Below are 13,939 nucleotides of genomic sequence, written 5' to 3'. Positions count from 1 at the left end.
TGATTCCCATGCGGTAGGCAGGGCCGCGCAGGTCGCGTCCGTCGACGGCGTTTCGGGCGTTTGCAGCATGGCGGTAACGGTTTCGCGGCTCGGCAACAGCGGCGCGCTTGCGCACGGCAGCGCCCCACGGGCCGGAAAACCGCTGTGGCATAGAGGTTTGTGGGCGTGGCGGTGTCCTGGCTCAGGACATCGGAGACAGGTGTCTCAAGACATAGGCGACACGTGTCTCGGGTCATCGGCGACAGCGCTGGTCGGGTCGATGATCGGCGATGTCGAAGGCGCGGTTGGTGATCACGGCTCTGGTGGTCGAGGGTCAGACTCCGGCGGAGGTCGCTCGCAGGTATGGGGTGTCACGGGGCTGGGTCTACAAGCTGCAGGCCCGCTACCAGGTTGAGGGCGAGGCGGCGTTCGAGCCGCGGTCACGACGGCCCCACACGTCACCGATGGTCATCTCGCCCGAGATCGTCGAGTGGGTGGTGCGGTTACGCAAAGAGCTGTCCGAGACGGGCCTGGACGCGGGCGCGGACACGATCGGCTGGCATCTCAGCACGCATCACGGTCTGGTGGTTTCCCGGGCCACGATCAACCGGATTTTGAACCGTGCCGGCGCGGTCGTTCCGCAACCGGCGAAGCGGCCTCGCTCGTCGTATATCCGCTTCCAGGCCGATCAGCCGAACGAATGCTGGCAGGCTGATTTCACGCACTACCGGCTCGCCCGCCCCAACGGCCGTCCCGGCGTCGACGTCGAGATCCTGTCCTGGATCGACGACCACTCCCGCTATCTGCTCTCCGTCACCGCCCACGTCCGCGTGACCGGACCGATCGTCCTCGCCGCGTTCCGGGCTGCCGTCGCAGCCCACGGCGCCCCAGCGGCCACGCTGACCGACAACGGCACGGTCTTCACGACCCGCCTCGCTGGCGGCCGAGGCGGCCGCAACGGGCTGGAAACCGAGCTACGCCGCCTCGGGATCACCCAGAAGAACTCCCGCCCGAACCACCCACCACCTGCGGGAAAGTCGAACGCGTCCAACAGACAATGAAAAACTGGCTACGCGCCCAACTCAAACAGCCCACCAGCATCGGCCAGCTGCAAACCCTGCTGGACACATTCACCGCCATCTACAACCAGCAGCGGCCACACCGCTCACTCCCACATCGCGCGACCCCCGCCACCGTCTACAACGCACTACCGAAAGCCGCCCCCAATACCGCGGACCGTGCGACAGACACCCACGACCGAGTCCGACGCGACACCATCGACACCACCGGCGTCGTCACCCTACGTGTCGGCGGGCGGCTCCACCACATCGGCGTCGGCCGAACCCACGCCCGAACCCACGTCCTCCTTCTCGTCCACGACCTACACGTCCGCGTCGTGAACGCCACCACCGGCGAACTCTTGCGCGAGCTGACCATCGACCCCACCCGCGACTACCAGCCCACCGGCCGACCCCCCGGACCCACACCCACAAAAACCAACAGCCGAACCCACAACGCATAGGTTCGGCTGTCTCCGATGTCCTGAGACATCACATAAGTGGGCGTGGCAGGGATCGAACCTGCGACCACTCGCTTGTAAGGCCGAAGCCCCGCAGCGCTGTCCTGACCAGCCTTTTCACACCTCGTACGCGAACGAAGACGCAACAGGCGAATTGCCTTCGATCACGGTAGCAGGGTGTCCAACTACCCGTCATGAGCCGCTCACTCCCGCAAGCGTTCGCCTGCAGGAGTGAGCAAGTTCTCCGCGCGAGCACCCGCTTGCAGCCGTGACCACCAACGCCCGGGACGCACCGTTCACCGTCACGCCGAGTAGCCAGCTACGCGTCGGGACCGCCTCAGGCAATTTGGTGCAGTTCGTTCCCGTAGTCGAAGATGATCCGTAGTCGGGCTCCAAGTGCCCGCGCATACCGGCTCAGGGTGGCGACCTCGTTGGCGTCGAGGTCGCCGTTTTCGATCTGGCTGACCCGGCCGGGAGACACACCCATGGACTCGGCTACCTGCCGCTGTGTGAGACCGAGTCGTGTGCGCTCCTCAGCCAGGTGAAACGCACTGATCCAAGCCTCTGTACGGGCTCGCTCCGCAGCCAGCGCTTCATCGTCGCCGTCGTGCAACTCGGCGCGAAGGTCGTCCCAGTCATAGAACTCAGTCACGAGCCGCCCCTCCGCTTCCTCTCGGCCGCTAGCCATCCGTCATACGCCGCCTCGGCAACCGGGATCGCAGTTTCGTACCAGCCCGTCCAGTCACCAGCCTTGTTGCCCGCAATCAGCAACACAGCCTGCGACCACGGGTCGAAGACAAAGAGAATCCGGATCGCCACTGTGCGACCTGACCGCGGCCGTAGCTCCTTGAGATTTTTGATCTCCGAACCGGCCAACGTATCGACGACCGGCCGGCCAAGGGCCGGACCCGCATCGGCGAGCATGTCGATCGCCACGTTCACCGATCGGTAGGTAACCGGATCAGCCTGCCGCAGCGCGCGCAGCCAGTCCCGCACCTCACGAGTCGTCTTGATCGTCCACCGAGGGGACAAGCCTGCGGACACACCGACACTATAGCTCAGGCTAAACATCACTTCGACGCGGCGATACTGTGCCAGGACCCGCAGGGGCCGAGGATGCGCGCGATCGAGAGGTCTCGGCAGCGGTGTGCGTGCGTGCGGCAGCGACCAACGAGTGAAAAACCGCTGCGGCGTATGGGTTTGTGGGCGTGGCAGGGATCGAACCTGCGACCACTCGCTTGTAAGGCCGAAGCCTCCAAGCGCTGTCCTGACCAGCCTTCTCGCACCTCGTGCGCGAACGATGGAGCAACAGGCGAATTGCCTTCGACGAACGGTATCAGCGGCGAGCACAAGCCGTCGCGCACCTCCGACTCCCGCCCGCGTGCGGGTGCCGAACGAACGCGATCCCGCTCGCGAGCAGCCCGGTTGCTCCTGTTCGTGCCTTCGCCTCCCTTTCGCGCGCCGATACTCTGAGTGATCAGACGCATCTAGTAACCCCCGCGACCGGCGGCGGCTGGAGGCGACGACGCTCAGCGAGGCAGCGAAGTCACCCCGAGGCAGTGGCCCCAACCCCGGCAGTTCGCCAGCGTGAATCAGGCAGCGGGCTCTGAGACGGCCCCCGAACTCCGCGACCACCACCGGCGGCAGCCCACCCCACCTCCGCTCCTCGCGGTTGATCTATGTCAAATTTCGCGGTTGATCTAGGTGCCAAATAGCGATTGATCTACGTGCTATCCTGCGATCGCAGGCTCGTTGAACCGGCCGACGGGAGCCCCGTGAGCAGGTACGTTCCTCGCCTGATCGACCAGGAGCTGCAGGATGTGATCGCCACGCATCCCGCCGTCCTCGTGGTCGGTCCCCGCGCCTGCGGCAAGACCACTACCACCCGACGACTCTGCCGATCGATGCTCCGCCTGGACGTGCCCGCGCAGGCCGCCGTCGTCCGCGCCGACCCCGACGTCGCGCTGCGCGGGCTCGACGAGCCCATCCTGATCGATGAGTGGCAGCTGGTTCCCGAGGTCCTGGGCGCGGTCAAGCGCGCTGTGGACGACGATCCTCGACCGGGTCGATTTGTACTGACTGGTTCCTCGCAGGCGGATCTGACCGCGTCCGGCTGGCCCGCGACGGGCCGGATCGTCCGGCTGACCATGTATCCGCTCGTCGGTCGCGAGCGACATGGCGACCCGACGGCTCCGCCGCTGATTGACCGCATAGTTGCCGAAGGCGTCACGAGCCTCGCCAATCCGGCTCCTGAGTGGGATTTGGCCAGCTATGTGGACGAGGCATTGACCAGCGGCTGGCCTGAAGCTCTCAACGCTCCCACGGGACGGTCCCGCGATCGATGGCTGACCGGCTATGTAGATCACCTCGCGACCCGAGAGGCGCCGGCTCTCGGAGTCGCCCGGGATCCTCTCCGAATGCGACGCTATCTCCAAGCGATCGCCGCCAACACTGCCGGAGTGCCGACCCATAAACTCCTGTACGACGCTGCGGGAATCAACCGAGAGACAGCCGCAGCCTATGACAATCTCCTCGACACCCTCATGATTACCTCGCGTGTGCCCGCTTGGGCGGGAAATCGCACTCTGCGGGCGACCCGGCTTCCTAAGCGATATGTCATCGACCCTGGCCTGCTCGGTCCGCTCCTGCGGATCGACCAACGCCGAGCGCTACGTGACGGCGACCTCCTTGGCCGCGCCATCGACACCCTCGTCGCCGCCCAACTCCGTGCCGAGTGCGCTCTCAGCGTCATAGGAGCCGATCTTTACCACTTCCGCGACCCGGCAGGCCGACACGAAGTCGACCTCCTCGTCGAAACGCGCGACGGCCAGCTCGTCGCCATCGAGATAAAGGCATCCGCAGCACCCTCGCTGAACGATGCACGCCACCTCGTCTGGCTTCAGGAACAGACAGAAACCAGGCTCGCGGCCGGTCTCCTCATCCATACGGGCCCACGCATGTTCCAGCTGACGGACCGGATCACGGCAGTACCCATCGCCAGCCTGTGGGCATCCGCAGAAACCTGATCTTCAGCTGGCTGCAGCGCCGCAGGTCAGAGGTGGTAAGTGGGCGTGGCAGGGATCGAACCTGCGACCACTCGCTTGTAAGGCGAGCGCTCTCCCGCTGAGCTACACGCCCGGGAGTTCCGCAAGAGTACGCAACCGGGCGTACCCGGCGCTGCTACTGACCTGTGATCTTACCGGTCGGCGACGTCGTCGGTGGACGGCACCTCGCTCGTGGCTCGACCGAACATCCGGGCCAGCGCCGCCTCGACGTCGACCGCCAGGGCCGCGTTCACGGCCTTGGGTGGATCGGCAAGCCTGGGTTCGCGGGCCGGCGCCAGGATCTGAGGCGCGCCCAGCGGGCCGGCGCGGTCTGTCGCCGGACGTTCGGTCGAAAGGGGCGGACGAGATGCCGGCTCGGTCCGGCTGCCGCAGTCGCGGCAGACGACCAGGCCGAGGGCTTTCGACAGGTGGGCCGAGCCGCAGCCGGCGCACCGGTCGAGAGGACGTCGCCAGTCGGGGTCGCGTTGGCAGTCGGGGCAGACGAGTACCTGCTCGCCGCCGACGACCCCCCTGGCCCACGGGCTGGTGCCGCGGACCGGGTCGGTCTGCCGCGTGTCGCAGCGATAGCACGGCATGCTGACCCCCGACCGCCCGTCCCACCACTTGATCAATCTTCGAGGTCCACGGCTCGCTCGAAGCCATGGTGACAGCGGCGGGCCGGCAGCGGAAGCACGCCGCCGAGCGCGGCGGCCGCCGAGACCGGTCCGTCGACAAGATTGCCGTTTCGGCCCTCTGGTGGCTGCTGAACAGCCTCGACTACAACCATCCGAGGGCCGAAACGGCGATCATGCGGGCGACCGCCGTGCGGGCCACCGCCGTGCGGGCCGAGTGCCCGTGGCGGGTCCTACAGGGCGGCGAGCGCCTTGAGGTACTCGGCCTGGTCGCGGGCGTCGGGGATCGCGTTGACGACCTTCCAGCGCACGACGCCCTCCTTGTCGATGACGAAGGTGCCGCGCACGGCGATGCCCTTCGCCTCGTCGAAGATGCCGTAGGACTTCGCGACCTCGCCATGCGGCCAGAAGTCGGCCAGCAGCGGGAACTCGTAGCCCTGCTCGGTCGCCCACACCTTGTGCGCGAAGGCCGAGTCGACGGAGACGGCGAGCACCTGGACGTCGTCGTTCTGGAACGAGCCCAGGTCGTCCCGGACGGAGCACAGCTCGCCCTGGCAGACGCCCGTGAAGGTCAGCGGGTAGAAGATCAGGACGACGTTGCGCTTCCCCTTGAACTGCGAGAGGGTGACGACCTCGTTGTTCTGGTCCTTGAGCGAGAAGTCGGGGGCGGCGGCGCCTACCTCGACGGTCACGTGATCATCCTCCGGTCATGGCCTGGTTGGCATGGGGCCAGCTGTGGACCTGATGGCGTGGGGCGGGGTTCATACCCGTTGCCGATGGCCCGGGCGCGGGCCCGCGCTGGCCTGAGCCAGTCACGGGCTCCTGCGCTCGATGCGCGTTCCCAGCCAAGCATGCCACCGCGAAGTGACCGACCATGGCCTTGGGACGGCCGGCACACCTCCCGTCCCGCGCCTCGACGGCGGCGCCCCCGGGCTGGCCCAGCGCACCAGGCCCAGCCCGCCGGGGCCGGCAACGCGGCGAGTCCTACACGATGGCCTGGAAAGACCCCAAGCCGCGACCATGAGGTATGCCGCAACCTCGGCCCAAGCCCGAGGTTCCAGCTCTCGCGACGGCAGCCACGGGTCCGCGTGCCGGGCCCAGGCCACTGACGACACCCACGCCGCTGACGAGGTTCGAGCGACCGACGACGTTCGAGCCACCGACGACGTTCGGGCGAACGGCGCGCGAACGGCGCGGGCGATCGGCGCGGCCCGCTGTCCAAATCCGGCCAGTTGACCCCATCGGCGCTACTCTGAGCCCGGTACGGCGCGAGCCGGGCCGCGTGGGAGGGCAGAGATCCAGTGACAAACCCGGGTGCAACCACGCAATGGGGTGGCCCTCAGCCGCCGGCTCCGGACTCCGCGGCGTCCGGTTGGGGTGTGTTGGGCAAGCGCCGCAACCCGTTCGCCGCCTGGCTCGGCCTTCCGCTGATCACGCTCGGGATCTACGGCCTGGTGTGGGTCTACAAGACCAACCGCGAGCTGAGCCAGTACGACCGGCGGATCACGGTCAACCCGGTGATGTCGGTGTTGGCGTGCACGCTCGGCGTCGTCCTGATCGTTCCGCCGTTCGTCGCGGCCTGGCGGCTGGGCACGCGCACGGCCCAGGCGCAGCGGGCGGCGGGGGTGCCCGAGCTGAGCACCGGGGTCGCGTTCCTGCTGTTCCTGGTCGGCTTCGGCCCGCTGTACCTGCAGTCGGAGATCAACAAGATCTGGGCGCGCTACCCCGTCGCCGTCGAAGGCCAGCAGGTGCCGCTCGCTCCCTGAGCCGCGGGTCACAGTCCGACGGCCACCAAAGGGCCACCGACCACGGTCGAGCCTCTGCGGCGCACCGCGTTCGGCATGGCCCGTTCGGGCGGCGCCCGCGCACCTCAGCCCCGTGGGCACGCCTGCCTGCCAACGCAGCCATGCCCACGGGACGGTGCCGGCTCAGCGGTGACGGACCCGCTGGGTCTTGGGGGCGGCCAGGCGCATGCCGGCCCATTCCTGGGCGACGCTGAGCGTGCTCGTCTGGACCAGCCCAGCGGTCGGTACCGCGTCCAGGATGTCGCTCGGCTCGACGTGACCTTGGCGGCCGGACTTGGGGGTCAGCAACCAGATGACCCCCTGGTCGGAGAGCTGGCGCCGGGCATCGATGAGCGCGTTGGCGAGATCACCGTCTTCGTCGCGCCACCACAGCAACACGATGTCGACGACGTCGTCGGAGTCCTCCGGCACGAGCTCCGTTCCGCTGGCTGCGGTGATCGCCTCCAGCAGGTCTCCTGCGATGTCGTCGTCCTCGTTGATCGACTGCACCATGGTTCCGGCGACGACGCCAAGACGCTCAGCACGGCGCTGACCCTCGGCGTTCGCCGCGGTCGGACTCACCCTCCGTTACCTCCTGCTCGTATTCCTGACGGGCGAGCGTAGACCCGCGCGTCCCGGTCGGACAAACCCATCGGCCCTACTGACCGTGCGCCCCGCCGTGGCCTAAGTCCACCGGACCATGTGGTGGCAGCGCAAGTGCCACGCCCGGCGGGCGCATCGATCTCGCTTGACCTGACCGCGGGGAACCAGGGAAGTCCGCGCCCGGCGGGCCGCCCCGCGCGGCCGAGCGGGCACGGTGGACCGCTGGCCGGGCCCAGGTCCGTTCGGGCCTGGCTGGTCGCTGCGAGCCGCGAATCCCACGTCGTGGGCATGACGTATTGCCTACACCTCCGGAGACCGTTCCGACAGTGTTACCGGATCGAGGAACCGGCGCCGCCAACGATCAGCCCGTTAGGAACGAGAACCGGACGGTTCGGTCAGGATTGTCCACGTTCAGGTCAACGAGAGCGATCGACTGCCAGGTTCCCAGGGCGAGCCGGCCGGCGAACACCGGGACGGTCAGCGACGGCGGGATGATGGCCGGCATGACGTGCGAGCGCCCATGCCCCGGTGTCCCGTGCGCGTGCCGCCACCGGCCGTCGGCGGGCAGCAGGTCGGCCAGCGCGGCCAGCAGGTCGTCGTCGCTGCCGGCCCCGAGCTCGAGAATCGCGACGCCAGCCGTCGCGTGCGGCACGAAGACTGACAGCAGCCCGTCCCCGCGGCCGGCGACGAACCGGCTCGCCTCGCCGGTCAGGTCGTGGACCCGTTCCTGCCGCCCGGTCCGCACCGTCACCGTCGTCGTCTCCACCCCCGCATCATCCTGCGTGCCCGGTGACCGCCCCGGGCCGGTCCGGCCCGCGGCCGCGGTCAGCGAGGCCCCGGGCAGTGGCGACAGCCCGGTCAGTGGCGCCTCGGCCGGCGTGGGCCCAGGCGGCGGGAGCAAGTCCGTACCGACCGGGCGCGACGGGGCATACGGTGGTGAGCAGCTCACGTTGTTTTCACTGAACAGTTTCGTTGACGTTCGTCACAGTCGACGCGACGGAACTCGGCGGTAACCGGGGTGTGCGTGACGTCTTCGACGGCACGGAGCACCATGGCGTCAGCATGTCCGTACCCGGGCACGACCTGCCCGGGCCGGCCAGCATCCGAGGGCTAGGAGCAGAGGAAAAGTGGCACAGGAGAGCAACCGGAAGTTCTCGGTCATTACCGACGGACTGCCAAGCCAGCTGCCTGACGTGGATCCGTCGGAAACGAGCGAATGGCTCGAGTCCCTCGACGCGGTCATCGCCGAGCAGGGGCGTGGCCGCGCACGTTTCCTCATGCTCAAGCTCCTGGAACGCGCCCGGGCCAACGCGGTCGGCGTCCCGTCGCTGACCAGCACCGACTACATCAACACGATCTCGCCGGAGCAGGAGCCGTGGTTCCCCGGCGACGAACACGTCGAACGGCGCATCCGGGCCTACATCCGGTGGAACGCCGCCATCATGGTGAGCCGCGCCAACCGGCCCGAGTACAACGTCGGCGGGCATATCGCCACATACGCGTCGAGCGCGAGCCTCTACGAGGTCGGCTTCAACCATTTCTTCCGCGGCAAGGACCACCTGAGCTACTCCCCCAGCTCCAGCTCGGGGGACCAGGTGTTCATTCAGGGACACGCCTCCCCCGGTATCTACGCCCGCGCATTCCTTGAGGGCCGGCTCACCGAGTCGGAGCTGGACGCGTTCCGGCGGGAAGGCGCCCCGGGCGGCCTTTCGTCGTACCCGCACCCCCGGCTGATGCCGGAATTCTGGGAGTTCCCGACCGTGTCGATGGGCCTCGGCCCGCTGGACGCGATCTACCAGGCCCGGTTCAACCGGTACCTGCACAACCGGCAGATCAAGGACACGTCCGGCAGCAAGGTCTGGGCGTTCCTGGGCGACGGCGAGATGGACGAGCCCGAGTCGCTCGGTGCGCTCGGCATCGCCGCCCGCGAGGAGCTCGACAACCTGATCTTCGTGGTGAACTGCAACCTGCAGCGCCTCGACGGCCCGGTCCGCGGCAACGGCAAGATCATGCAGGAGCTGGAGTCGTTCTTCCGCGGCGCCGGCTGGAACGTCATCAAGGTCGTCTGGGGCCGCGACTGGGACCCGCTGCTGGCCCAGGACACCGACGGCGCCCTCGTGAACAAGATGAACGAAACGCCGGACGGCCAGTTCCAGACCTACTCGACCTCGTCCGGCGAGTACATCCGGGAGAACTTCTTCGGCTCGGACGCGCGGCTGCGCCGGATGGTCTCCGGCCGTTCCGACGACGACCTTCGCAAGCTGTCCCGCGGCGGCCACGACTACCGCAAGCTCTACGCCGCCTACAAGGCCGCGACGGAGCACGAGGGCCAGCCGACGGTGATCCTCGCGCACACCATCAAGGGCTGGACGCTGGGCAAGGACTTCGAGGCCCGCAACGCCACCCACCAGATGAAGAAGCTCACGAAGGCCGAGCTGAAGGAGTTCCGCGACCGGCTCTACCTGGAGATCCCGGACTCGGCGCTGGAGGGCGATCTGCCGCCCTACTACCACCCGGGGCCGGACTCCGAGGAGATCCAGTACATGAAGGAGCGGCGGGCCTCGCTCGGCGGTTCGCTCCCGCGCCGGGTGACCCGCGCGAAGGCCCTGACGCAGCCGCCCGCGTCGCTGTTCGACATCCTGCGCAAGGGCTCCGGCAAACAGCCGGTCGCGACGACGATGGCGTTCGTGCGGCTGCTGAAGGACCTCATGAAGACCAAGGAGATGGGCGCCCGTTTCGTGCCCGTCATCCCGGACGAGGCCCGCACGTTCGGCATGGACGCGATGTTCCCGACGGCGAAGATCTACTCGCCGCACGGCCAGCAGTACGAGGCCGTCGACCGGGACCTGCTGCTGTCCTACCAGGAGTCCCAGCAGGGCCAGATGCTGCACGAGGGCATCAGCGAGGCCGGCTCGATGGGCTCGGTGATCGCGGCTGGCACGTCCTACGCGACGCACGCCCAGCACATGATCCCTGTCTACGTCTTCTACTCGATGTTCGGCTTCCAGCGCACTGGCGACCAGATGTGGGCGTTCGGCGACCAGCTGGGCCGTGGCTTCCTGCTCGGCGCCACCGCGGGGCGCACCACGCTCAACGGTGAGGGCCTCCAGCACCAGGACGGCCACTCGCTGCTGCTGGCGTCGACGAACCCGGCCTGCGTGGCCTACGACCCCGCGTTCGGCTTCGAGATCGCGCACATCACCCGCGACGCGCTGGACCGGATGTACGGCGAGCGCGACGAGAGCGTCTTCTACTACCTGTCGGTCTACAACGAGCCGTACCCGCAGCCGGCCGAGCCGGCGGGTCTCGACCCGGCCCAGGTCATCGCCGGCATGTACCGGTTCCGAGCCGCCGAGGACGCCGGCACGTCGATCGCGCCGACCCCCGGCCGCGACGGCGCGGCCGCCGCGCCCCGCGCGCAGCTGCTGGCCAGCGGCGTCGCGATGCGCTGGGCGCTGACAGCACAGGAACTGCTCGCCACCGAGTTCGGCGTCGCGGCCGACGTCTGGTCGGTGACCTCCTGGAACGAGCTGCGCAAGGACGCGCTCGGCTCCGAGCGGGCGAACCTGCTCAACCCGGAACAGCCGGAGAGCGTTCCTTACGTGACCCGGATGCTCGCGGACGCGCAGGGCCCGGTGATCGCGGTCAGCGACTGGATGCGGGCGGTTCCGGACCAGATCGCCCGCTGGGTGCCACAGCCCTACACCTCGCTCGGCACCGACGGCTACGGCCGGTCGGACACCCGGGCGGCGCTGCGCCGGCACTTCAACGTGGACGCGGAGTCGATCGTCGTGGCTACCCTGGAGTCGCTGGTACGCGCGGGTCAGATCAAGGCCAGCGTGGTCGAGGAGGCCATCGCCCGCTACGACCTGCGCGGCGAGTCCACCGTGGCCGGCACCCCCGCGGGCGAGGCCGACGACCGGCCGATCTCGGGCTAGGGCAGACGCTCCGCGCCCGGCCATCGGGCGCGGAGCACCCTGCGCACACGGCTCCTCCGCGCGTGGACGCGCGTCCTCCCGCCACGTGGACCCGCGTTCTCGCGAGGCCCGGGTCGAGTCATGCCCGATGGTCGCGGCCCTCGGCCGTCTGACCGCCGCCAGGTATCACTCGGCCCGTTGCGGCACCCCCGCGCCGCGGGCGTCGATGACTCCCTGTGACGGGGTGCGGTGAGCCGCGTGCTCCGGGTGGTGGCCAGTACGGCATAGATCGACACGAGGACGCAGGGCTGGTCGACGCAGAGTCCCTTGCCGTGCACGTGCCGCCTTCATGGCCAGGGCCACTGGTCGGCTCCGGCCTCACCGCGCCGAGATTGGCTACTATGAGTATCCGTCGGGCGGTAGGCGTCCCGGCTCATCGGCCCGATGAGCCCGGATGGTCCGCGGACAGCACAGTCGGCCGGTTTGGGTGCGATGAGATCGGCGCCGCACTACGCTGACGAGGTTGACGCTCAGTGTTCATGGGGCCGGACGCCCGGTGTTCATGGAGCCGAGAGCCTCGGCGACGCGGCGTCCTTGGTCGCGTCCTCGCTGAGCCGTCGGAGCCTCCGGGCCTGGCGGCGGATCGTTCGCATCCGTGGCGAGGGAGCGCTCGACGGGGAAGCGCCTATGGCGAGGAGGACCACGTGAAGGCTGCCGTGACGGTTAACCGTCCGACCACCCACGTCCAGGTGGGCGCGGCGAGCGGAGTGTCCGCGTGATCCTGCGGGCCCGCCGTGTCGAACGGCTCGAGGAGCACCCGAACCTGCGTGGGATCCTGGGCATCCTGGCCCAGCTCGTGCACACCAGCGACGACGAGCTGATCCGGCTCGCCGCCGAGTGGCGCAACTCGTCGGCGCTCGCCGGTGCCCGGGACCGTGCCCTGTCCCCCGAGTCGCCGCTGGTCGTCGAGGTCCTGGCCGCGTTCGACGCGCTGTCCGCGATCTACGCCGACGACCTGTCCGGCGCCGACTACGTGTCGGTCGACCCGACGGTCACCGCGACGGCGCTGCGCTCCATGCGCGACGCGCTGGCCGCGGCCTATGCCCGCCCGATCCTGTCGCGCTCGGAGTACGCCGGCCTGATGCGTCCCTGGCGGGCGGTGTACCCGCGGGTGCGCTCGCACGAACCCGATCTGGGCCCGTCGGCCGCGGACGTGAAACGTGTGCTGGCGGCGCTGCCGAAGCTCGCGGTCCGCTGCCACGACACGCGCAGCTCCGAGGTCTTCGAAGGCCTGCTCGTCGCCGCGTTGACGCGCGACGAGTCCGACCACCAGGAGGCGATGGACGCCGCGTTCGGCACGGCCGTGCTGACCGGCCGACGCCGGGTGTGGACCCTGGTGCGCCGCAGCGCGGCCGAGGGCTTCTGGCGGCCCTGCCAGGACTGCCGTGGCGGGGCGCTGCTGCCCGCTGACCCGTCGTCGGAGGCTCGGGTCATGGAGCTGTGCGCCGACCTGGCCTGCGCGCTGCTCGTCGAGGACCTGCTCGACCCGGTGCTGTGCGCCCGGCTGACGACCCCGCTGGCCGCGCTGATCCCGCTCCAGGACCACTCGGTGCGCTAACCCCGCGGGAGGTGAGGTTCGGACCCGCCGGTCCGGTCGGCGTCGCTCCGCGGCCGTCTCAGACGGCGGCGGGCACGCCTGTCGTCGAACGGCGGGGGGCCGGCGGCCGCGCCACGCGGGAGCCGGCGGACCGCGCCGGCCCACGGCGGGGCTCCACCGTCCAGCCGGTCGGGAGGATCTCGCCGGTATCCTCGAAGAGGATCACCCCGTTGCACAGCAGGCTCCAGCCCTGGTCCGGATGGGTACGCACGGACCGCGCGGCATCCCGGTCGAGCGCGTCCGCCGTCGGGCAGGCGGGTTGATGCTCGCAGGGGTGACCGGCGGGGCCGTGTCGGGCCTCGTCGTCACTGGGCGTAGGGGCGGAGCGATGGGCAGAGGCGGAGGCGGCTGAGGAGTCGCCGCCAGCGGCGCCCACCCTCGCCGCCCGCTCAGAAGAACTCACCTGCACAGGCAACAGACGTTACGCCTACCGGTTAGGGCCGTCACAACGACCTGCTGCCCGCGCCCTCGGCGTGTTTGCATGGTGGGTTCCAAACTGGCCCAAAGAGGGGTACCGGACGCTCGGCCAGCCTTCACCGAGGGTGTCCGTAGACCCGACAGTGATCGTCGATTGACTACTGTGCGTAGCCAACGGCGGGACCACTGCGAAGGCGACGGCGCCGCCGGCTCGCCCGCGCCGTGACGCGAACCCGACAGCCCCGCCGCGCGGGCCGCCGCCGACGACCGTCGTCGCCCCCCGCTTTCCCTGGTCGGGGCACGATCGGCCGGGACCCGGGAGAAACCTAGCCAAACCGCCAGAAGAACATCACCGGCACAAGGCGGGCCACACCGATTGGTCGCGCC

At 69.2% G+C, this 13,939-nt stretch carries 13 protein-coding genes and 1 tRNA gene; 6 read left to right on the top strand and 8 right to left on the bottom strand.

The genetic code is table 11. The features are described from left to right. Positions 1–287: 287 nt before the first annotated feature. Together FRAEUI1C_RS42290 and FRAEUI1C_RS42285 are read left to right on the top strand one after the other, a co-directional pair. Positions 288–1,040: a DDE-type integrase/transposase/recombinase gene (locus FRAEUI1C_RS42290; RefSeq protein ID WP_232425354.1), complete on the top strand. Its 753-nt coding sequence runs from the start codon at positions 288–290 to the stop codon at positions 1,038–1,040. Beyond that, the gene (locus FRAEUI1C_RS42285) at positions 1,037–1,501 is read left to right on the top strand and encodes a hypothetical protein (protein ID WP_232425353.1); all 465 of its coding nucleotides are present in this window, start codon (positions 1,037–1,039) and stop codon (positions 1,499–1,501) included. Before FRAEUI1C_RS42290 ends, FRAEUI1C_RS42285 begins: the two co-directional genes overlap by 4 nt. 334 nt (positions 1,502–1,835) lie before the next feature. Here FRAEUI1C_RS42285 and FRAEUI1C_RS09230 read toward each other — a convergent pair whose 3' ends face one another. Both FRAEUI1C_RS09230 and FRAEUI1C_RS09225 read right to left on the bottom strand, forming a co-directional pair. Next, on the bottom strand, positions 1,836–2,150 hold the full coding sequence (locus FRAEUI1C_RS09230; RefSeq protein ID WP_013423029.1) for a transcriptional regulator: 315 nt from the start codon (positions 2,148–2,150) through the stop codon (positions 1,836–1,838). Beyond that, positions 2,147–2,542, bottom strand: a complete 396-nt coding sequence (locus FRAEUI1C_RS09225) for a type II toxin-antitoxin system RelE/ParE family toxin (RefSeq protein ID WP_232425352.1) — start codon at positions 2,540–2,542, stop codon at positions 2,147–2,149. The genes FRAEUI1C_RS09230 and FRAEUI1C_RS09225 overlap by 4 nt, the downstream gene beginning before the upstream one ends. A 731-nt stretch (positions 2,543–3,273) precedes the next feature. Here FRAEUI1C_RS09225 and FRAEUI1C_RS37475 point away from each other — a divergent pair. Then, entirely contained in the window at positions 3,274–4,524 is a 1,251-nt protein-coding gene (locus tag FRAEUI1C_RS37475) for an ATP-binding protein (protein ID WP_013423027.1), read from the top strand. 40 nt (positions 4,525–4,564) lie between these two features. On the opposite strand, the gene FRAEUI1C_RS09210 is transcribed toward FRAEUI1C_RS37475, so the two are convergent. From FRAEUI1C_RS09210 to FRAEUI1C_RS09200, 3 genes are all read right to left on the bottom strand, one after another. Continuing rightward, positions 4,565–4,636: transfer RNA gene (locus FRAEUI1C_RS09210), tRNA-Val, on the bottom strand. Positions 4,637–4,694: 58 nt separating this feature from the next. Continuing rightward, entirely contained in the window at positions 4,695–5,138 is a 444-nt protein-coding gene (locus tag FRAEUI1C_RS36055; RefSeq protein WP_013423026.1) for a hypothetical protein, read from the bottom strand. 269 nt (positions 5,139–5,407) lie between these two features. Then, positions 5,408–5,866, bottom strand: a complete 459-nt coding sequence (locus FRAEUI1C_RS09200; RefSeq protein ID WP_013423025.1) for a peroxiredoxin — start codon at positions 5,864–5,866, stop codon at positions 5,408–5,410. Positions 5,867–6,553: 687 nt separating this feature from the next. Between FRAEUI1C_RS09200 and FRAEUI1C_RS09195 the strand changes: the two genes are divergently transcribed. Beyond that, positions 6,554–6,940 (top strand): DUF4234 domain-containing protein, encoded by a 387-nt coding sequence (locus FRAEUI1C_RS09195; protein WP_157734878.1) that lies wholly within the window; start codon positions 6,554–6,556, stop codon positions 6,938–6,940. Between the two features lie 162 nt (positions 6,941–7,102). Here the strand turns inward: FRAEUI1C_RS09195 and FRAEUI1C_RS09190 are convergent, their stop codons facing one another. Both FRAEUI1C_RS09190 and FRAEUI1C_RS09185 read right to left on the bottom strand, forming a co-directional pair. Further along, positions 7,103–7,540, bottom strand: a complete 438-nt coding sequence (locus FRAEUI1C_RS09190) for a DUF3052 domain-containing protein (protein WP_013423023.1) — start codon at positions 7,538–7,540, stop codon at positions 7,103–7,105. Between the two features lie 382 nt (positions 7,541–7,922). Beyond that, a complete protein-coding gene (locus FRAEUI1C_RS09185) occupies positions 7,923–8,327 on the bottom strand; it encodes a secondary thiamine-phosphate synthase enzyme YjbQ (protein ID WP_041259107.1) in 405 nt (134 codons plus the stop codon). A 361-nt stretch (positions 8,328–8,688) separates the two neighbouring features. Here FRAEUI1C_RS09185 and aceE point away from each other — a divergent pair, with 361 nt between their 5' ends. Together aceE and FRAEUI1C_RS09175 are read left to right on the top strand one after the other, a co-directional pair. Next, on the top strand, positions 8,689–11,499 hold the full coding sequence (gene aceE, locus FRAEUI1C_RS09180) for a pyruvate dehydrogenase (acetyl-transferring), homodimeric type (protein WP_013423021.1): 2,811 nt from the start codon (positions 8,689–8,691) through the stop codon (positions 11,497–11,499). A gap of 754 nt (positions 11,500–12,253) precedes the next feature. Further along, the gene (locus FRAEUI1C_RS09175; RefSeq protein WP_013423020.1) at positions 12,254–13,096 is read left to right on the top strand and encodes a hypothetical protein; all 843 of its coding nucleotides are present in this window, start codon (positions 12,254–12,256) and stop codon (positions 13,094–13,096) included. A 58-nt stretch (positions 13,097–13,154) separates the two neighbouring features. On the opposite strand, the gene FRAEUI1C_RS42280 is transcribed toward FRAEUI1C_RS09175, so the two are convergent. Beyond that, positions 13,155–13,511: a DUF5999 family protein gene (locus tag FRAEUI1C_RS42280; RefSeq protein ID WP_013423019.1), complete on the bottom strand. Its 357-nt coding sequence runs from the start codon at positions 13,509–13,511 to the stop codon at positions 13,155–13,157. Between the last annotated feature and the right edge of the window lie 428 nt (positions 13,512–13,939).

This window comes from Pseudofrankia inefficax (genome assembly GCF_000166135.1).
GTDB classification, from domain to species: Bacteria; Actinomycetota; Actinomycetes; order Frankiales; family Frankiaceae; genus Pseudofrankia; species Pseudofrankia inefficax.
The sequence above is the reverse complement of the archived record's forward strand: the minus strand, read 5'-3'. Positions and strand labels throughout refer to the sequence as shown.

Coding starts and splice junctions, on each gene's coding strand:
- FRAEUI1C_RS42285 (WP_232425353.1), top strand. CDS start 1,037: ATGAAAAACTGGCTACGCGCCCAACTCAAACAGCCCACCAGCATCGGC.
- FRAEUI1C_RS36055 (WP_013423026.1), bottom strand. CDS start 5,138: ATGCCGTGCTATCGCTGCGACACGCGGCAGACCGACCCGGTCCGCGGC.